Origin of the sequence: Sanguibacter sp. Leaf3, assembly GCF_001425965.1 — a bacterium.
Taxonomy (GTDB): Bacteria; Actinomycetota; Actinomycetes; order Actinomycetales; family Cellulomonadaceae; genus Sanguibacter; species Sanguibacter inulinus.
On sequence record NZ_LMRH01000003.1, the window covers coordinates 873492 to 893474 of the forward strand.

General features: G+C 68.6%; 15 protein-coding genes. 5 read left to right on the forward strand and 10 right to left on the reverse strand.

Going from position 1 to position 19983, the window contains the following annotated elements:
* Window positions 1–14: 14 nt before the first annotated feature.
* Complete coding sequence (locus ASG53_RS17255) at window positions 15–2477, reverse strand: discoidin domain-containing protein (RefSeq protein WP_156382869.1); 2463 nt, start codon at window positions 2475–2477, stop codon at window positions 15–17.
* 238 nt (window positions 2478–2715) lie between these two features.
* Between ASG53_RS17255 and ASG53_RS17260 the strand changes: the two genes are divergently transcribed.
* Window positions 2716–3639, forward strand: a complete 924-nt coding sequence (locus tag ASG53_RS17260) for a DUF1861 family protein (RefSeq protein WP_200945527.1) — start codon at window positions 2716–2718, stop codon at window positions 3637–3639.
* Window positions 3640–3736: 97 nt separating this feature from the next.
* On the opposite strand, the gene ASG53_RS17265 is transcribed toward ASG53_RS17260, so the two are convergent.
* The 3 genes from ASG53_RS17265 to ASG53_RS17275 form a co-directional block, all read right to left on the reverse strand.
* Window positions 3737–4606: a carbohydrate ABC transporter permease gene (locus ASG53_RS17265; protein WP_056136205.1), complete on the reverse strand. Its 870-nt coding sequence runs from the start codon at window positions 4604–4606 to the stop codon at window positions 3737–3739.
* 1 nt (window position 4607) lies between these two features.
* Window positions 4608–5456 (reverse strand): carbohydrate ABC transporter permease, encoded by an 849-nt coding sequence (locus ASG53_RS17270; protein WP_082544151.1) that lies wholly within the window; start codon window positions 5454–5456, stop codon window positions 4608–4610.
* Between the two features lie 104 nt (window positions 5457–5560).
* Window positions 5561–6844: an extracellular solute-binding protein gene (locus ASG53_RS17275; RefSeq protein ID WP_056136210.1), complete on the reverse strand. Its 1284-nt coding sequence runs from the start codon at window positions 6842–6844 to the stop codon at window positions 5561–5563.
* Window positions 6845–7134: 290 nt separating this feature from the next.
* Here ASG53_RS17275 and ASG53_RS17280 point away from each other — a divergent pair, with 290 nt between their 5' ends.
* From ASG53_RS17280 to manA, 3 genes are all read left to right on the forward strand, one after another.
* Window positions 7135–8205, forward strand: a complete 1071-nt coding sequence (locus ASG53_RS17280; RefSeq protein WP_056136212.1) for a LacI family DNA-binding transcriptional regulator — start codon at window positions 7135–7137, stop codon at window positions 8203–8205.
* A 225-nt stretch (window positions 8206–8430) separates the two neighbouring features.
* On the forward strand, window positions 8431–9498 hold the full coding sequence (locus ASG53_RS17285; RefSeq protein ID WP_327287057.1) for a glycoside hydrolase family 130 protein: 1068 nt from the start codon (window positions 8431–8433) through the stop codon (window positions 9496–9498).
* A gap of 2 nt (window positions 9499–9500) precedes the next feature.
* The gene (manA, locus tag ASG53_RS17290; protein WP_056136214.1) at window positions 9501–10748 is read left to right on the forward strand and encodes a mannose-6-phosphate isomerase, class I; all 1248 of its coding nucleotides are present in this window, start codon (window positions 9501–9503) and stop codon (window positions 10746–10748) included.
* 137 nt (window positions 10749–10885) lie between these two features.
* Here the strand turns inward: manA and ASG53_RS17295 are convergent, their stop codons facing one another.
* The 6 genes from ASG53_RS17295 to ASG53_RS17320 all read right to left on the reverse strand — a co-directional run bounded on the left by ASG53_RS17295 (window position 10886) and on the right by ASG53_RS17320 (window position 18558).
* Window positions 10886–12049 (reverse strand): Gfo/Idh/MocA family protein, encoded by a 1164-nt coding sequence (locus ASG53_RS17295; RefSeq protein WP_056136215.1) that lies wholly within the window; start codon window positions 12047–12049, stop codon window positions 10886–10888.
* 171 nt (window positions 12050–12220) lie between these two features.
* On the reverse strand, window positions 12221–12601 hold the full coding sequence (locus ASG53_RS17300; protein ID WP_056136217.1) for a DUF4870 domain-containing protein: 381 nt from the start codon (window positions 12599–12601) through the stop codon (window positions 12221–12223).
* 380 nt (window positions 12602–12981) lie between these two features.
* Complete coding sequence (locus ASG53_RS17305) at window positions 12982–15045, reverse strand: beta-galactosidase (protein ID WP_082544154.1); 2064 nt, start codon at window positions 15043–15045, stop codon at window positions 12982–12984.
* Between the two features lie 151 nt (window positions 15046–15196).
* On the reverse strand, window positions 15197–16558 hold the full coding sequence (locus tag ASG53_RS17310) for an ABC transporter substrate-binding protein (RefSeq protein WP_056136219.1): 1362 nt from the start codon (window positions 16556–16558) through the stop codon (window positions 15197–15199).
* Between the two features lie 78 nt (window positions 16559–16636).
* Complete coding sequence (locus ASG53_RS17315) at window positions 16637–17605, reverse strand: carbohydrate ABC transporter permease (protein ID WP_056136221.1); 969 nt, start codon at window positions 17603–17605, stop codon at window positions 16637–16639.
* A complete protein-coding gene (locus ASG53_RS17320; protein ID WP_056136223.1) occupies window positions 17602–18558 on the reverse strand; it encodes a carbohydrate ABC transporter permease in 957 nt (318 codons plus the stop codon). Before ASG53_RS17320 ends, ASG53_RS17315 begins: the two co-directional genes overlap by 4 nt.
* A 305-nt stretch (window positions 18559–18863) precedes the next feature.
* Between ASG53_RS17320 and ASG53_RS17325 the strand changes: the two genes are divergently transcribed.
* Window positions 18864–19973, forward strand: coding sequence for a LacI family DNA-binding transcriptional regulator (locus ASG53_RS17325; RefSeq protein ID WP_306525986.1), 1110 nt, complete (start codon window positions 18864–18866; stop codon window positions 19971–19973).
* Window positions 19974–19983: the final 10 nt, after the last annotated feature.

The following is a 19983-nucleotide window of genomic DNA, read 5'->3' on the forward strand; positions in this document are numbered from 1 at the left end:
GCATGACGACCTGGTCAACGGGACGCGCGGCGGCGCGCGGACGCTACAGCGGCCAGGCCGAGGAGCAAGAGCACGACCCCGCCGGCGGCGAGCGGACCCACGTCTGCCCCGGTCGTCGACAGACTCTTCGCAGACTGCGGCGACCCGTCGCCGCCCGAGCCTGCACCCTGAGGCGGACCGACCGGCGAGGTGGATCCCTTCGACGGGGCGTGATCGGCGGGCTGATCGTGATCGCCGGGCTGCTCGGGTTCGCCGGGCGTGGCCGGGCTGGTCGACGGTCCGGGGTCTCCTCCGGTCTCGTCTGTCGGGCTGGGCGTCGGCTCGGGTGTGACGGCCACGGACGGGACGCCGTACGCGGCGAACGAGTAGGCGGAGTAGCCGTACGAGGTGTTCCGCTCGGTCCCGGTGAACCTGAGGAACCGTGTCGCCTCGGTCGACAGGGCGAGGGTCTCTCGACCGCCTGGACCAGACGTGGTCGTGTAGACGGTGGACCAGTCCGTGCCGTCTGTCGAGACGTCGATCGTGTAGCTCTTCGCCGAGGCGTGCTCCCAGGCGAGGACCGCCGAGGTGAGGTCGAAGGGCGCGCCCAGGTCGATCTCGAACCACTGGGGGTCGCCGGCCTCAGACTCCCAGCGGGTGCCTGACGACCCGTCGGTGAGGTGCGAGCCGACGTTCCCGTTCTGGTCGGAGGACCACGTGACGGGTGCGCCGAGCGCGACGTCGACCGGCGGGTCGGGTTCCGGGGGTGTCGTGGCGACGTAGGCGACCGGGACCGAGTCGATGAGGGTCTCGGACGCTGTGCGCTCGAGGACGCCACCGACCGGAGCCTCGACGAGGACGACCGAACCGCCTGCCGGGACCTGGACTGCGGTCACCCCTGACGCCTCGGGTGCGACCACGGTGTCGGTCACCGCGTCGAAGAGCTGGGCCGGGGCGTCGAGCGTCACGTGCACGGTCGCGTCTGCGGGTGTCGAGTTGTAGAGGAGCGAGGTGGGGTAGCCGTCACCGTCGTGGAAGTCCGTCGCGTCGAGGTCGGCGCGGATCACGCCGTCGACGTCGGTCTGCGAGACCACGCCGCCGAGGAAGCCGACCCAGCTGCCGCCGTAGAGGCCGAGGTCGGTCGTCTGCGGGTCGAGTCCCCAGTCGGCGCCGTAGCGGCTCGGGTCGCCCGTCGCGCGTGGCGAGAACCCGGCCTCCTCCGCGCGCAGACCCTCGTACGGGATGACGGCCTCGGGTGCCCCGAGGAACCTGTCGCCGTGGGACTGGTGGTCGGCGTCCATCTGGTCGGGGTAGAAGAGTCGTGCGGCGTGGTCGACGGCGTGCAGCCACGACCCGACGAGGGTCGCGTAGCGGGCGTCGTAGCGGGCTGTCGGCGCGAGCAGCCCGACGGCAAAGCTGTTCATCGCGAAGGCGTAGCCCCCGCCGTCGGACTGGGACCCCATGAGCCCGTGCACGTCGTGGCCGCCCCAGGTCCCGGAGATCGTGCCCCACCCGGGTCGAGCGGTCGAGCCGCCCTCGATCCACCGGACGTAGCGGCTCGGGTCGTAGCTCGTGCCCGCCTGTGCATTGAGCCGTGCGGCCACGTAGGGGGCCAGCACGGGGAGGACCTCGTAGTAGAGGCCAGTGGTGGAGCGGTCGAGATAGTCCATCGACCAGCGGGCTCCGTCGAGATAGCGCTCGTCCCCGAAGGTCTCCCAGGCCCACAGCAGGATCGCGGCGGTGCCAGCGGCGCCGTCACCGCCCTCGTCGCGGTTGCCCGGGTTCACCGTCATGGTCTCGAAGGAGAATCCCTGCCCCGTGAAGTCGGCCTCGGCACCGCCGAGCGCGACCACCATGTCGTAGTGGCGGTCGGCGATGCTGCGGAACGACTCGGTCATGCCCGGGGAGGCCGGGTACTGGTCGCCGAGCATCGCGTAGAGGACGTTCGCCGTCGTCGTGTACCAGTAGGTGTCCGCGCCGCCGTCGGTCCGGTCCAACGGGTTGTTCATGGCGATGCCGAGATCGGGGTGGAAGAAGGTCTGCAGCATCGAGACGTAGTCGTGGCCGTCCTGGTCGGACTTGTCGACACCGACGAGGGTGGCTCCCACGACCGAGGCGACCTGGTCGACGGCCTCTTGGTAGCCGTCGGACTCGATGCGGGTGTCGGCGTAGTAGACGGGGATCTTGTAGGTGTCCGAGTCCATGTTGAGGTGTGTCGTGTCCGCGAGGATCGTCGGGTGCCCCTCGCCCGAGGGGTTCCAGTCGTAGACGAAGGCGTCGTAGGCGAGCGCGCGCTCGCGCCAGTCTGTCCCGCCGGGCAGAGCCGGCTGCGGGGCGGCCGGGAACCCTGCGACGAGAGGTGTGACGATCTGCGGCGACGGGCGGGGGTGGCCGCCGGCGTCTTCGACCGGGGTGGTCGCCTGAGCTGGGGTGATCAGCGCGCACACCAGGGCGGCGGTCACCACAGCTCCGGCGATCTGAGGTCTGCTGGGTCTCACGACATCTCCTTCGACGGGTGGGATTCTCTGCGTCTGCGACGGCTGCGACGTGCAGGTTCCAGGGTGCTCTGTCGTAGCGCTCGAACAGGCGTCGGGCGAGTCTTGTGACGGTGATTGACAGCGTCGGCCTGCATCTCGTTAGATTAGCGTTCAAACCGGTTTGAAGGAATAGCGCTATGCACGGGGTGTGCACGATCTTGTGTGTGCCAGAAGTTCTTTCCGAGAGATGGAGATGCGCATGAGCAGCACCGCACAGATCGACCGCCTCCTCGCCGACCTCAGGGCAGCGGGGCCACGGCTGGACGGTGCCACCCGCTTGGTCTTCGAGGGGGTGGGGGAGCGAGACGTCTACAACGTCTCTGTCCCCTTCGAGGCTCCAGGTCTCCCGGGTTCTCGTGTCCTCGCTGGCCGGGTGGAGACCCGCGACAGCGAGCAGTCGACGGTCGTCTTCTTCACCGAGGAGGAGGGGGGCTGGCGCCCGGTCCCCGGGGCCGCGCGCCTCGATCTGCAGGACCCCTTCGTCTTCACGGTCCATGGCAGGCTGTACCTCGGCGGCGTCGAGATCCAGGCACCGGACGTGGGGGACCTGATGGGCGAGCTCCGATACAGGACCATCGTGCTGCGTTGCGACGACCTCACCGAGCTCGTCCCGGTCTTCGACGGCCCGTGGGGCATGAAAGACCTGCGGTTCGGTGAGCTCCCGGATGGTCGGGTGGCGGTCGTCACCCGACCGCAGGGTGGCGCCGACGGCCGAGGGCGCATCGGCGTCACTGTCGTCGACGCTGTCGAGAGCCTCACTGTCGCGGACGTCGAGAGGGCCCCGCGGCTCGAGGGCCTGTTCCTCCCAGAGGAGTGGGGCGGGGTCAACCAGGTCGACGTGCTCGACGACGGACGGCTCGACGTCCTTGCGCACATCGCTCGCTTCGACGACCAGGGAGGACGCCACTACTACCCGATCACCTTCGAGATCGACCCCGTCGCCCTGTCGTGGACTGCTCCGCAGATGCTCTTCGAGCGTGGGGACCTGCCTGACGGCGAGTCCAAGCGACCTGACCTCAGGGACGTGGTGTTCCCTGGCGGACGTGAACGTCGTGACGGGAGGACCAGCGTGATCTGCGGTGTCGGCGACGCGGAGACCTGGTGGGTCTCGCTCGTCGACTGACCGAGGGCGCTCAGACGGCTCGGGCTCCCCGCGCGTGACTGCGCGGGGAGCCCTGAGCTGCGGTTGGTATCTCGTGGGTCAAGGGATGGCCCGGGGCTCAGCCCTTGACGCCGGAACCGAGGTCTGTCGACGTGAAGTGCCGCTGGAAGAAGACGAACAGCACGACGGCGGGCAGGGCAAGGACGACCGCTCCGGCGAGGGCCACGCCGAAGGGGTTCGCCTGGCTCGACGCGGCGTTGTCCGTGAAGTTGGCGAGCGAGACTGCGAGGGGCTGCATCGACTGCTTCTTGGTGACCAAGAACGGCCACAGGAACTCGTTCCACGGCCCGATGAACGTCAGCAGCGTCGCTGTGAGCAGCGCGGGCCGCACGAGCGGGATGGCGATCGACCACAGCACGCGGACCTCGCCAGCACCGTCGATGCGGGCCGCGTTGAAGAGGTCCTTGGGCAGGTTGAGGAAGTAGGACCTGAAGATCAGCACCGCCGTCGAGTTGATCGCGAAGGGCAGGATCATGCCGAGGTAGGTGTCTGCGAGCCCGAAGGTCCGGACCGTCATGACGTAGAGCGGGACCATCAGGAGCTGGAACGGGACCGTCTGGACGAGCAGGACCAGGGCGAAGAGCACGCCGCGCCCGCGGTACCTGAGCGTGGCGAGCGCGTATCCGGCGATCACCCCGAACAGCAGAGTCCCGAGCAGGACGCCTCCGGTGAAGATGAACGAGTTGAGCAGCGACCGCCCGAGGTCGATCGCGGCGTCGATGGCCACGAAGTTGCCGGGCCACATGTTCGAGGGCCACGGCAAGGTGCCGCTCGGGCTCGCGTCCTTGGTCTCCTGGAGGGACGCGACGAGCATGTAGAGGAACGGGAAGATGAAGACGAGAGCACCGACGGACAGGCTGACGTAGGAGGCGATGGTCGCCCACCGGGGCCGGCGGGGTCCGGCGGGGCGCGAGAGCGTGGTCGTCATGTCAGTCCCTCTCGGTGATGCGTCGTGTCACCCAGGCGAGGAGGAGGACGCCGACGACCAGGATGATCCCTATGGCGGCCGCCCGACCAGGGTTGTTCTGCTGGATGGCCTGCTGGTAGATGAGCAGCACAGGGGTGGTCGAAGCCTGGTTGGGCCCGCCGCCGTTGGTGAGCAGGTACGGCTCCGTGAAGAGGTTCGCGCCGGTGATGATGGCCAGCGTCGCGACGAGTGCCGTCGCCGGCCGCACCCCAGGCAGGGTCACCGCACGGAAGGAGTGCCACCACCCGGCGCCGTCGGTGCGAGCGGACTCGTAGAGCTCCCGTGGGATGTTCTGCAGGCTCGCGAGGTAGAGCAGGATGAAGAACCCGAGCTGCTTCCAGGTCACGTAGAGCGCGATCATGGGCATCGCCCAGACCGAGCTGACCAGCCACGACGGGGACGGGGCCAGGTCGCCGAGAGCTGCGTTGACGACTCCTTGCTCCCCGAACATGAAGAGCCACACCGTGACGGTCGCGACGCTCGCAGTGATGTACGGGACGTAGTACGCGACCCTGAAGAAGGTCATGCCGCGGACAGCCCTGTTGAGCGCCGTCGCGAGGAGCATGGCGCCGAAGACCGTCAACGGGACGTTGATGACCAGGAAGACGGCCACATGACGGAACGACGCGAGGACGACGGGGTCGGTGAGTGCCCTCGTGAAGTTGTCGAGCCCGACGAAGGGCCTGTCGACCTGTGCTCCCGGCGCGGCGAAGGAGTACTCGTGGAAGGCGATCCAGACTCCGAGCCCGAGCGGGTAGACGAAGACCGCCGCGATGAAGATCGCATAGGGCGCAGAGAGCAGCAGACCCATCGGGTCCTGGCCCAGAGCCCTCTTCCACCGAGATCCGGGACGCCGCCCAGAGCGCGACCCGGCAAGGGGTGCGGTCTGGGCGGCGGGTGGGGAGATCGCCACGGTCAGTCGGTCGTCAGCGAGGTGACGGTGTCGGCCGCAGTCGAGAAGGATGTCTCGATGTCGGTCTCACCGAAGATCACCGAGCTCGTCCAGGCGTCGCGGAAGGTCTGCCAGATCTCTGTCGAGTTGAGCGTGTTCGGGACGGCTACTGTGCGCCCGGTCGACCATGCGCTGTACTGCGGGTTGTCGGTGAAGAAGTCCGCGAAGGTCGTCGCGAGGTCTGTCCGCAGCGGCATCTGCCCTGTGCCCTCGAGCAGCTCACCGTCCTGCTCCTCGCTGGTCGTGAACTTGAGGAACTCCCACGCTGTCTTCTGGTTCTTGCACGCTGTGTACATGCCGACGTTCTTGGCGTCGTCGAACGTCGCGGTCTCCTCCGGGGCGGTCCCGTCGGAGGTGGGTATCGGTGCGGTGCCCCAGCTCACCTTGCCGTCGAAGGTGGGGACTGCCCAGGGGCCGGCGAGAGCCATGGCCGAGACACCATCGGTGAAGGCGTCGCCCGTGTAGGGCTCCTGGCCGGCGAGGTTCTCCGAGTACATGGTCCGCCAGAGCTCTGCGACCGCGAGCCCCTCGGGTGAGGTGAAGGCTGCCGCGTCGTCCTCGATCAGCTGGGTGCCTCCGGTCTCTGCGGCGAAGAAGGGATAGAAGTCGAACCACGTCTCGTAGAAGTCGCTGCTCGGGGACGGGTAGATCGCGTAGTCCGCCGATCCGGACTCGACGATGGTCCGAGACGCCTCGAGCAGGTCCTCGTAGGTCGAGATCGGAGGGTTCTCGGGGTCGAGGCCGGCTGCGGCGAAGACGTCCTTGTTGTAGAAGAGGGCCACGGGGTTGGACTTCCACGGCATCTGGAAATATCCGTCCGGGGAGGAGAACTGCTCGGCGGCATCGCCGGTGCGGGCCTCGATGTACGACGCACCGTCAGGGAAGGACGAGAGGTTCACCAGCCCACCCTGCTTCTGGAAGTCCGCGACGGCGGCAGGGGCCGTGTTGTAGACGAGGCACGGGGCGTTGCCTGCGGCGATGGCAGCACCGATGACCTCCTCGGACGACTTGCCGGCCGGGATCTCTTCGGCACTCACCTGCTCGTCCGGATGCTCGGCGTTCCAGGCCTCGACCACCTGCTCACCCCAGGCGACCTCTTGCTCGTTGTTCGAGTACCAGATGGTGATCGGACCTGTGGCTGTCAGCCTGTCACCACCGTCGCCGGTGTCCCCGTCGGTGCCGCAACCGGCCAGGACGACGGTGGCAGCGAGGGACGCTGCGGTGATGACCTCGAGTGGACGCTTCATTGCGTGGTCTCCTTCATGTGGGTTGGACCGGACGGTGCGCACCGGCGGCTCTCGCTCTGGTGCTGCACGTGCCAGCTGGCTTCAAACCGGTTTAAGAGGCACTGAACACTGTTCCACTCGGCAATGTCAAGGGAGTGCTGAGGGCTGTGGATGACAGGGTGTCTGCGACGCCTGTGGACGACCAGCGGATCAGGCAGTTCTCGTGACTGACCGAGATTGACGGTTTACATCAAACCGGTTTGATGGATATGGTGGCCGGACGCAGGACCACCAGATGCGAGGAGTGACCCATGACCGGAGCCGCCCGAGGCCCCAGGCGCCCGGACGAGCCGGCGCGACGGACGACCATCGCCGACGTCGCTGCTCTCTCGGGGACCTCGAAGGGGACGGTGTCCTTTGTCCTCAACAACAAGCCGGGTGTCGCCGAGGAGACACGGCGGCGGGTCCTGGCGGCGATCGACGAGCTCGGGTGGCAGCCGAGCCGTCTGGCGCAGTCCCTGTCGTTCTCGAGGGCCGACGCCATCGGGCTCGTGCTCGCGCGGACCGCCGAGACGCTGAGGTCCGACTCCTTCTTCGCGCCGTTCATCGCGGGGGTCGAGCACAGCGTCTCGCAGGCAGACATGTCGGTCCTGCTGCGTTTCGTCGAGACCGGAGAGGCTGAGCTCGACGCGTACCGCAGCCTCGTCCGGGGTGGGAGGGTCGACGGCGTGATCGTCGCCGACCTGCGCCCTGACGATCCCCGTATCGCATTTCTCGCAGAGCTCGGGATCCCGGCTGTCACGCTCAACAGCCCCGACGTGCCGTCGCCCTTCGGGGCGGTCGTCAACGACGACGCCGCCGGGGTCGGCGCGGCGGTAGACCACCTCCTGGGCCTTGGCCACCGACGTATCTCCCAGGTGAGCGGGCCGCAGCACTACCTGCACACGAGGCGCCGCCGGGCAGCTTTCACCGCTGCGCTCGAGATCGCTGGTCTCGACGTCTGCTCGACGGCTGAGGCAGACTTCACGGCCCAGGGGGCGGCGAGCGCCACCCGAGACCTCCTCGACGTACCTGCGGGTCTGAGGCCGACGGCGATCCTCTACGACAACGACACGATGGCGGTCGCCGGCACGGTCGTGGCCCAGCACCTGGGGATCGACGTCCCGAGGGACCTCTCGGTCGTGGGCTTCGACGACGCCGAGATCTCCGCGTACGTCTCGCCCTCGCTGACCACCGTCCGTACTGACCCCTTCGGCTGGGGGGCGGTCGCTGCTCGTCGCCTGCTCGAGGTGATCCGCGGCTCCGGTGCGACGGACGATCTCGCTCTTGCAGAGCCGAGCCTCGTCGTCCGCTCGTCGACGGCGGCGGCACCCAGACCCTGACCACCAGGTGGAGGGGCGCCGTGCGGTAGCCGGGGGCAGGTGAGAGAGCACTCGCTGTCTAGCCACCAGAGACCCCGCCGTCCGACAACCCATCCCGACCGTGACCGCCACCGCGGGATCGTCGTCGCTGACGCAGTACCCGAATCAGACCCAGCGGGGTGCCCTGACGGCACCGCGCCCGTGGTCGACCCCAGCTCGCGATCCCACGCCGACCGAAGGACCACCGTGACCGTTGACCTCATCCCCTATGCACTCACCCGTCTCCGGACGCTCATGGAGCCAGAGCCTGGGAATCCGCTCGAGGTCGAGGGTGTGCTCAACCCGGCCTCGGGGAGAGGTGCGGACGGGGAGCTCTACCTGCTGCCGCGCATGGTCGCCGCTGGGAACGTGTCCAGGGTAGGACTGGCTCGGGTGGTGATCGAGGGTGGCGAGCCGGTGGGCGTGGAACGCCGAGGGGTCGTGCTCGAACCCGCCAACCGATGGGAGGAGGGGGCGTCGAGCGCGGGGACAGAAGACCCCCGGGTGACCTGGGTGCCGAGCCTCGGCCTCCACGTGATGACCTATGTCGCCTACGGTCCGATGGGCCCACGGACAGCACTGGCCGTCTCGGACGACCTGCGCTCATGGCGTCGGCTCGGACCTCTGATGTTCCGGTACGACGCGGACCTCGACATCGACCTCAACCTCTACTCCAACAAGGACACCGTCCTCTTCCCCGCAGTGGTCCCTGATCCTGACGGCAGACCCAGCTACGCGCTGCTCCACAGGCCGACGTGGGATCTCGGGCTCATCCGCCCGGACGCCGGTCAGTGGCCACCGGCGTCGTCGCACGACGACAGACCGGCGATCTGGATCTCGTACGTCCCGGCCGCTGCTGTCGAGGCCGACGTCTCCGCGCTCTGCCTGCAAGAACGGTCACGCGAGCTCGCACGGCCGCTCTACGAGTACGAGTCCCTCAAGATGGGTGCCGGTCCCGCGCCGGTCCGTGTCCCCGAGGGATGGCTGCTGCTGCACCACGGCGTCACCGGGCACATCAGCGACCCGTGGTCGATCCACAACGACGTCAGGTACACGGCCGGTGCCATGATCCTCGACGCCGACGACCCGTCACGTGTTCTCGCCCGCACGGCGGTACCTCTGCTCGAGCCCGAGACTGAGCACGAGCGCGTCGGCACCGTCGGGGACGTGGTCTTCCCCACCGCCATCGAAGAGGTCGAGGGGCAGCTGTTCGTCTTCTACGGGATGGCCGACGCCAAGATCGGCGTCGCCCGCCTCGACCGCGTGGAGGTCTGACCGTGTGGCGTCTGGTCAACCCGGTCCAGCACTACGGCTGGGGCTCGACCGACGACATCCCCGGTGTGCTCGGCGTCGCACCCGACGGGAACCCACAGGCCGAGATGTGGTTCGGGGCCCACCCGAGCGCGCCCTCGATCGCGATCGAGGTGGTGTCGACCTACACGCCGGGACAGTCCTGCGACCTCGGAGCCGTCCCGCTCGACCGGGTCGTCTCCGCCAGGACGCAGGACGTCCTCGGCAGTGACGTCACCCGCACTTTCGGGCCTCGTCTGCCCTTCCTCACCAAGCTGCTCTCCGCCGCGAGACCTCTCTCGCTCCAGGTCCATCCCGATGCCGAGCAGGCGCGGCAACGGTACGACGTCGAGATCGAGTCTGGGGTGCTCCCGGAGAGCCGAAACTATCCCGACGCGTCGCACAAGCCTGAGCTCCTGGTGGCGCTGGCCCCCACGGTCGCGCTCGCAGGCTTCCGTCGGCCGGTCGATGCGGTGGTCACGGTGGCGGCCCTCGGAGCAGGGAGTCTCGACGAGGTGGTCGCGTCACTCCGCGGACCGGGAACGCCAGCCCAGCAGATGGCTGCAGCCTTCGAGGCCGTCCTCGGCCTGAGCCCAGAGGCGGTGACCGCGGCGACCGATCTCCTCGTCGCCCAGGTGCAGGACCTGTCGTGGGAGTCGGGCGACCCGTCTCAGGGCATCGCGGTGAACCTCGCTGCGGACTATCCGGACGATCCGGGGGTGATCGCCTCGATGCTGCTCAACCCTGTCAGGCTCGATCCTGGCGCCGGGCTCTTCGTCCCGGCACGGATGGTGCACTGCTACGTGAGCGGATTTGGCATCGAGGTCATGGCGGCCTCGGACAACGTGCTGCGCGCAGGGCTCACCAGCAAGCGGGTCGACGTCCCCGAGCTGCTCTCGCTGGTCGACACGACTCCGGGCCCCGCCCAGGTCGTCCGACCTGAGGTCACCTGGTCAGGGCAGGGACTGACCGCTCAGAGGTACGCGACACCCGCGCCAGACTTCGAGCTCACAGTCGTCGACGTGCACACCCCCGTCCCGACGGTGCTGCCCGGTCCGGACGGTCCACGGACTGTCGTGTGCCTCGACGGCACGGCGACCATCACCGGGGTCTCCGCGAGCTGCGGGCTCGGTGCCGGGGAGGCCGTGCTGCTCGGCGACTCCGACGGGCCGCTCAGGCTCTCCGGGCAGGCCCGCCTCGCCGTCGTCCGTGTCGCCCCGCCCCACCGCCGCTGAGAGCGACCGGCGCAGCGCCACGTCGACGGGCTACGGCGGTGGGCCCGGTACGCGCAGAGGGCGCCCGACGTGATGGTGGGCGCCCTCTGGCGGTGAGAGCAGTCGAGCTGCCTTCGAAGATCGTCGAGACGGTCGTGTCAGAGCGAGATGACCGGCACGTCGAGGGTCCGGCGCTCGGCGGACGACCGCAGGCCGAGCTCGGCGAGCTGAACACCGCGCGCCGCAGAGAGCAGCCCGAAGCGGTGCTCGCGTCCGGCGACCACGTCGCGCAGGAACTCTTCCCACTGGGCCTTGAAGCCGTTGTCGAGGTCGGCGTTGGCGGGCACCTCGAGCCACTGGTCGCGGAAGGACTCGGTGACAGGCAGGTCGGGGTTCCACACGGGCTTCGGGGTGTGTGCGCGCTGCTGGGCGACGCACTTGTTGAGCCCGGCGACGGCCGACCCGTGGGTGCCGTCGATCTGGAACTCGACGAGCTCGTCGCGGTAGACACGGACTGCCCACGACGAGTTGATCTGGCCGACGACGGGGTCGCCGTCAGGCGTCTCGAGCTCGAAGATCCCGTAGGCGGCGTCGTCGGCCGTCGCGGTGTACTCGGTGCCCGTCTCGTCCCAGCGGGTCGGGATGTGCGTGACGGTGGTCGCGTTGACCGACTTCACGGTGCCGATGATGCCCTCGAGGACGTAGTTCCAGTGGCAGAACATGTCGGTGGTCATGCCCCCGCCGTCTTCCTTGCGGTAGTTCCACGACGGGCGCTGCGCCGCCTGGATGTCGCCCTCGAACACCCAGTAGCCGAACTCGCCGCGGATCGACAAGATCCGTCCGAAGAAGCCCTCGTCGACAAGGCGGCGCAGCTTGACGAGCCCCGGCAGGTAGAGCTTGTCGTGCACGACGCCCGCGGTGATGCCCGCCTCCTGCGCGATGCTCGCGAGCTCGACGGCCTCGTCGAGGGTCTCGGCCGTCGGCTTTTCGGTGAAGATGTGCTTGCCGGCCTTCATGGCCTTCTTGAGGGTCTCGGCACGCAGGCTCGTCATCGAGGCGTCGAAGACGATGTCGACGGTCGGGTCGGCGATCGCGCCGTCGAGGTCGGTGGTCCAGTGCTCGACGCCGTGCAGCTCGGCGAGCTCGGAGACCTTGGCCTCGTTGCGTCCGATGAGGATCGGCTCGACCTGCACCTTGGTGCCGTCTTCGAGGGTGAAGCCGCCCTGGTCACGGATCGGCAGGATCGAGCGGAGCAGGTGCTGGCGGTATCCCATGCGGCCGGTGATGCCGTTCATGGCGATGCGGAGCGTGCGGGTGGTCATCAAGGGTCTCCGGGTGGGTCGACGCGGCGGTGGTCCAGCGGCGTCGTCGCCGCTGCGGCCGTGGCAAGAGCTGCAACGGAATGCGCTTTCCAGCGTATGGAAAAGGGTTGCCGCCGTCAAGGGTGGAGACGCGAGGTGCAACCTAGGGATGGGCCCGGCCCGAGGTGGGGACTACTTGATGATCTGGACGTCGACCGGGTAGGAGGTGGCTCGGCGCTGGTTGACGGCCTGGAAGTTGGTGTAGCCGAGGTAGATCGACAGGACCCACAGGGCCAACCAGGTGAGGTAGCCGATCAGCACGATCATCAAGACGTAGGAGACGACGTACCCGACGGTGACGACCAGCTGGAAGTTGAGCGCGCGCTTCGACTCGGCGGAGACGTAGCCGCTGCGGTCTTTGAAGACGAGCCAGATGATCAGCGGGGCCAAGAACCCCAGGACACCGCCGAGCAGGTGGCTCAGCCCGGCCCACTGCTGAGCCTCGGCGTCGGTCAGCGGGACCGGGGGTGGTCCTGCGGGCGGCGGGGGAGTCTTCGGGGGGTAGTCGCTCATCGTCGTACCTCTCTCCGGGCGCCGGGGGCGCATGGTCGCGGCTGACGCTGCCCGCTCTTGGATCGTAGCGCCGTGGTTCGCGCCACGACCAGGGGTGGTAGCCGCACGAGCCACGAAGTCGCACAGACGACGACGAGGTCGCACAGACACGCCATCCCAGCCCCGGATAGAGCTGGGTTTGGCGTGTCCGTACGACCTCTTCGGTGTTCATGCGACCTAGTCGACAGTCGTGCGACCTGGTCGACATCCGTGCGACCTCGGGGAGCTTCCTCCGACGTCGCGCAGGATCGTGCGACCTCGCGGGCCGAGGGGGGTCGGCCCGCGAGGTCAGCTGTGTGGTGGCACCGGTGCGCTCTCGCGCGACCGTCCCACCGAGGGTGTCAGCCCTGCTGCGCCGCGCGGCGCAGGACGACGACGCCGCCGGCGTCGATCTTCACCGAGCCCTCGTGCACGTCGCCGGTGAGCAGGTCGGTCCCCGACGCCTCGACAGTCGTCGCGTCGTCCGTGTGGTTGATCGCGAAGAGGAACTCGACGTCGTCAGCCCCATGGCGCACGACGAGCTCGACACCCGCGTCGGCCTGGGCGATCGCGGTGACGCCGGCCTCGGCGAGCAGCACGTCGACGAGCTCGCCGCGGGCCGCGTCGGACAGGTCTGTCGTGACGTACCAGGCGGCGCCGGTGCCACGAGCAGCGCGCGAGATCGCGGGCCACCCGACGCTCGGGCCGTCGACGTACGTCGCACGGGCCTCGGCGTCGACGAGCGCGACGGGCTCGGACCAGCCGGACGCCTCGGCGGACGGCCCGCCGACGACGTCGCCGTCGAGGTGGATCGTGTCGCCGGGGAGCACGGGGGCGAACTCTTCGACGCGGACGCCGAGCAGGTCGCGGAACGCGCCCGGGTACCCACCGAGGTGGATGTGGTCGTCCTGGTCCGCGATCCCGGAGAAGTACGTGACCACGACGGTCCCGCCAGCCTCGGCGAAGGCCGTCAGGCGGGAGACGAGGGAGTCGTCGGCGAGGTACAGGTGCGGGACGACCACGAGCCTGTAGCCCGAGAGGTCGGCGTGCGCGGGCACGACGGCCGTGCCGACCTGCTTCTCCCACAGCGAGCGGTACCAGGACAGCACGCGGCGGCGGTACTGGAACTCGTTGTTGGGGTGCGAGTCGATCTCGGTGGCCCACCAGGACTCGTAGTCGAACAGCACGGCGGTCTGCGCCTGGACCGTCGACCCGGCGATCTCGCCGAGGGAGACGAGGTCCGCGCCGAGGGAGACGACGCCGCGCCACAGGGCGGAGTCGGTCCCGGCGTGGGGGACCATCGCGGAGTGGAACTTCTCGGCCCCGGCCTGGGACTGGCGCCACTGGAAGAAGCACACGGCGTCCGCACCGTGGGCGACGTGCGCGAGGGAGTTGCGGCGCATCTGGCCCGGGCGCTTCTGAAGGTTGACGTGCTGCCAGTTGACCGCCGACGTCGAGTGCTCCATGAGCATCCACGGCTCGCCGCCGGCGATGCCGTGCGTGAGGTCTGCGGAGAAGGACAGCTCGATGTGCGAGACGGGGTCGGCCGAGGTGATGTAGTGGTCGTTCGACACGAGGTCGACGTCGCCGGCCCACGAGGTGTAGTCCATCGCCTTGGTGTCGCCCATGACCATGAAGTTGGTGGTGACGGGGACGTCCGGCGTGATGCGGGTGAGGACCTCGCGCTCGGCGCGCAGCTGCTCGCGCAGCTGGTAGGAGGAGAAGCGTGCGAAGTCGAGCTGCTGCGTCGGGTTGACGAAGGCCGTCGAGCGGCGCGGCGGGAGGATCTGGTCCCAGGCCGTGTAGCGCTGCGCCCAGAAGTCGGTGCCCCACGCGCGGTTGAGCTCGTCGAGCGTGGTGTAGCGCGCCTCGAGCCAGCCGCGGAAGGCGACGGCTGCGACGTCGGAGTAGTCCAGGACGTTGTGGCAGCCGAGCTCGTTCGACACGTGCCACATGGCCAGGGCCGGGTGCTTGCCGTAGCGCTCGGCCATCTTCTCGACGAGGGCCAGCGAGTACTCGCGGTACACCGGCGAGCTCGGGCTCCAGGACTGCCGCGACCCGTGGTAGAGCGTGTGGCCGTCGACGTCGACGGGCAAGATCTCCGGGTGCAGCGTGGTCAGCCACGCGGGGGTCGAGGCCGTCGCCGTCGCGAGGTCCACGGCGATCCCGTGGCTGTGCATGATGTCCAGGACGTCGTCGAGCCACTCGAAGTCCCACTGGTCGGGGGCCGGCTGGAGCCGCGCCCACGAGAAGATCGCGACGGAGACGAGGTTGACCCCGGCCTCCTGCATGAGGCGGGCGTCTTCGAGCCAGACCTCGCGGGGCCACTGCTCAGGGTTGTAGTCGCCGCCGTAGGCGAGAGGTCCGCGCGCTGTGGGAGCAGCGTCGGCGAGGGGCTCGGGCCAGCGGATCCAACGGGAAGCCATGTGATCAGTCCTGTGCGTGAGAAGGGTGGTGCGACGACGCGAGGCGCCAGTCGGTCGAGCTGTGGTGCGGGGACCGGGTCTGGGGGACCCGGGAGACGACGACGGTCGGGGCTCGGCGCAGGCCGTGCCCCGACCGTCGTCTCGGTGGTGCTTACTTCAGCGTGAAGCCCTGGCTCGAGCCGTACGACGTGGCCGACTCCTGCCAGGTCGCCAGACCCGGTGCGAGGTCGGTCTTGGCGCCGAGAGCCTGACCTGCGGTGTCACCGAAGATCGAGTTCGCGTAGACCTGGAAGGGCAGGTACTGCCATCCGGAGGAGACAGCCTTGGACGACTCGACGAAGACCTCGTTGATCTTCTGGTTGCCGAAGAACGGGTCCTCGAAGCCGAGGAAGGTCTCGTCAGCCATGATCTCGGTCGTGGCGGGGAACAGACCGGCGTCGACCTGAGACTGCACGGCCTCGATGTCGGTCGTGAGCCAGCGGGAGAACGCGAGGGCCGCAGCCTGGTTGTCGCCCTGCTTGAGGACGGAGACACCCGAGCCACCGTTCTCGGCGTTCATCGGGGTGCCGGCCTCGTAGGTCGGCATCGGGGCTGCGCGCCACATGCCGGAGGTGTCCGGCATGTTGGTGCGGATCGAGCCCGGAGCCCAGGCGCCGGTCAGCCACATCGCGTACTTGCCGTCGGAGAAGGAGCGCCAGAAGGCGTCGTTCCAGCCCGGGGCCACGTCGATGAGGTCTTCCTGGATGAGGGTGTCGAAGGTCTCGGTGAACTTCGTGGTGCCCTCGTCGGTGAAGTCGATGCCGACAGTGGTGCCGTCGACGCTGAAGGGGCGTCCGCCGGCCTGCCAGATGAGCGAGTCGACACCACCGGCGTCACCCGGGTCGATCGAGGTGATGTAGTTGTCGGGGTTGTCGGCCTTGATGGCGCGGGCCACCTCGGTGAACTCGTCCCACGTCTCGGGGACCTCGAGGCCGAGCTTCTCGAGGATGTCGGCGCGGTAGAACATCACCTGGGGGCCGGTGTCCTGCGGGAAGCCGTACTGGTCGCCGCTCACGGAGACCTGGTCCCAGGCGGAGCCAGCGAACTTGGGCTCGAGGTCGGACAGGCCGACGTCGCTCAGGCTGACCACCGAGTCGCTCAGGGCGAACTGGGGGAGGGCGAAGTACTCGATCTGCGCGACGTCGGGAGCACCGGTGCCGGCCTTCACAGCGTTCTGCAGCTTGGTGTACTGGTCGGCCGACTGGCCGGCGTTGGTCAGCGTCACCTGGATGTTCGGGTGCTTCTCGTTCCAGAGGTCGACCGTCGGCTGCAGGTTCGGGACCCAGGACCAGAACTCGAGGGTGACCTCTTCGTCGGACTCGAGCGCTGCGTCGACGTCGGCTGCGGTGATGTCGGTCGAGCCGGCACCTTCGCCGGAGTCGTCGCCGCCGCCGCAGGCCGCGAGGCCGAAGGTCAGCGCGAGCGCTGCCGTGACCCCGATCGTCCGCGTGAGGCGGGTCGTGTGGTTCTTCATGATCTCTCCTTGGGTACTTCGTCGTATGCGCCAGGGCGCAGGAGGGGGAAAGCCGGTGGTGGTAGAGCGGACCTCGCGCTACTGCTTCACGGCGCCGGCCGCGAGGCCGGACTGCCAGAAGCGCTGCAGCGAGAGGAAGACGATGACCAGCGGGATGATCGCGACGAGCGAGCCGACGAGCACGAGGTTGTACACGGGCTCGGTCGAGCCGGAGGACCCGGACTGCGAGTTCCACTGGTTGAGGCCGACGGTCAGCGGGTAGAGCTTGGGGTCCGTCAGCATGATGAGCGGCAGGAAGTAGTTGTTCCAGGTGGCCACGACCGCGAACAGCAGGACCGTCACGAAGCCGGGGGCCAGCAGGCGCAGCGACACCGTGAGGAAGGTGCGGAGCTCACCGGCGCCGTCGAGGCGGGCTGCCTCGAGCAGCGAGTCGGGGACCGAGTCCTGGGAGTACACGTACATGAGGTACAGCCCGAAGGGGCTGGCGAGCGCCGGGATGAGCACGGCCCACACGGTGTTCGTCAGACCGAGCTGGCTGAACATGAGGAACGTCGGGACCGCGAGGGCGGTCATCGGCACGGTCATGGCGCCGATGACGATCGCGAAGGCTGCGCGGCGACCCGGGAAGTTGTACTTGGCCAGGCCGTAGCCGCCGAAGGTCGCGAGGATCGTCGCACCGATGCCGCCGACCCCGGCGTAGAGCACGGTGTTGGCGAGCCAGCGCGGGTAGACCGAGTTCTGGTAGGAGAACAGCTGCTTGATGTTGTCCCAGAGGGCGAAGTCGTCCGCGAACCAGAGCCCGAAGGAGGTGAACAGACCACCGTTGGTCTTGGTCGAGTTGATGACCAGCCACACGAGCGGGAGCAGCACGTAGAGGAACATCACGACCATGATCACCGTGAGGGTGATCGAGGACTTCTGGCGCGGAGACGTCGGACGGCGGCGGCCACGACCGGCGCGGCTCTTCTTGGCAGCCGAGGCGACGGTCGTGCTGTCGGTCGCGTCGACGACTCCGGAGACGGGGGCGGGGGTGCTGGCGGTGGTCATTTCTTCCCTCCGGTCTCGAGGCGGTTGCTCACGCGCTGTGCGAGGTAGGCGACCACGACGGTGATGAGACCGACGATGATGGCGACGGCGGCCGAGTAGTTGTACTGCTGGCCGTTGAACGCGAGGTTGTAGGCGTACATGTTCGGCGTGTAGTAGGTCGTGATCTCGGTCGGCGCGAGCGCCTGCAGCACGTTCGGCTCGTTGAAGAGCTGGAAGCTGCCGATGATCGAGAAGATGACGGTGAGGAGCAGCGCCGGGCGCAGTGCCGGGAGCTTGATCGAGAAGGCTGTGCGCATCGCGCCGGCCCCGTCGATCTCGGCTGCCTCGTAGAGCTCGGTCGGGATGACCCGCAGCGCCGAGAAGAGGATCAGCATGTTGTAGCCCACGAAGGACCAGGTGACGATGTTCCCGATCGAGACGAGCACCCACGAGCCGGCGAGCAGCGCTGGCGGCTCAGCCCCGAAGAACTCGAAGACCTGGCCGATGAGGCCGAAGTCCTTGCCGTAGATGTAGCCCCACATGAGGGCCGCGACGACCGAGGGCACCGCGTAGGGCAGGAACAGCGCGATGCGGAAGCCGCCCTTGGCGCGCAGGCGGCCGGAGTCGATGGCCAGCGCCGCGAAGAGCGCGAGGCCGATCATGATCGGCACCTGGACCGCGAGGAACAGCAGCACGCGGCCGAGGCCCGTGCGCAGCAGCGGGTCGGCGATGGCCTGCGTGTAGTTGCTCAGCCCCGTGAAGAAGGAGCCGCCGATGAGCCTGTCCTGGAAGAACGACAGGTACATCGCGTAGACCAGCGGCGCGACGATCGCGAAGAAGAAGACGGCGAGGAACGGTGCGACAAAAGCCGCGCCGGCCCAGTCCTGCCGCTTGTACCTGGTGCGACGTCGAGGTCGGGGGGTCGGTGCCGGGTCTGCGTGACCGGGGACCGCGTGCTGCGTAGCGGACGTCATCGTCTCTCGTCTTTCGGTTGCTCGTGCGGCGGCGGTGCTGCGGACCCCCCGAGGAGGGCTTCGGCACCCTCGCCGTGTTAGCGCAAACATTTTCTGGTCCGCACAGCATCACAGCCGGAGTCGGGTTTGGTCAACTGCGGAAGTGTTGCGAACCGGTAACGGCAAGATCTCAACGATCGGCCGCGGGCGGTACGTCGGATTCGCCGGGGACTTCGCTATGGTTGCGCTAACAGCCGACGGAGGCCTACTCTCCGAACTGTCCTCGGTTCACCACTCGTGGACCGTGCACGCAGAAGGGGAAGACGATGGCGTCCGAGGATCGAGCGACGGCTCTGGCCGCAGTGCGAGACCACGACCGGGACAGGGCTGACGAGACCGACAGCCGCCCGGCCGGTCGGCGCCGCGCACCCTCCATGGCCGACGTCGCGAAGATCGCCGGCGTCTCGGCGCAGACCGTCTCCCGCGTGGCCAACGGCCGCGCCAACGTCGACCGTGCGACCCGCGACAAGGTCCTCGACGCGATGCAGGTCGTCGGCTACCAGCCCAACGGTGCCGCTCGCGCGCTCGCCACGGGCCGCTTCGGCGCCTTCGGCGTCATCTCCTTCTCGATCTCGAGGATCGGCGACGCCCGCACGATCGAGGCCATCGCCAACGCGAGCCGCTCTGCGGGCTACTCGATCAACCTCATGGTCGTCGAGCGCCCGACCCTCGGCGGGGTCAGCGCGGCCATCGCGAACCTCGCCGGGCAGAACGTCGACGGGGTCGTCATCATCCAGGCGGAGATCCTCGACGTCCCGTCGCTGGTCATCGGCCCGACGCTGCCCGTCGTCATCACCGACACCTACCCCTCGCCGCACCCGGACTACCCGATCGTCGACACCGACCAGGAGGGCGGCGTGCGCCGGGCCGTCGAGCACCTGCTCGCGATGGGTCACGAGACGGTGTGGCACGTCTCCGGTCCGACCACGTCGAGCGCCGCGCAAGAGCGCACCGAGGCCTGGGGCCAGGTGCTGCAGCGTGCGGGCGCACCCGTGCCGCCGGTCCACCAGGGCGACTGGACGGCCGGCTCGGGCTACAGGATCGGCGCGCTGCTCGCCGAGGTCCCGCGCGAGGAGCTCACGGCAGTGTTCTGCGCCAACGACCAGATGGCCATCGGCCTGATGCGCGCCTTCCACGAGCGCGGGGTGCGGATCCCGCAGGACGTGTCGGTCGTCGGCTTCGACGACATCGACGAGGCCGAGTACGTGTGGCCCCCGCTCACCACGGTGCGTCAGCGCTTCGACGAGGTCGGCGAGCTGTGCGTGCAGACGATGCTCGAGCAGATCGAGCAGCAGGGACGCGGCGCGAAGACGCTGCGCCTGGTGCCTGTCGAGCTCATCGTCCGCGACAGCTCGGGGCCCGCGCCGCGCCGGTAGGCCCGGCGCG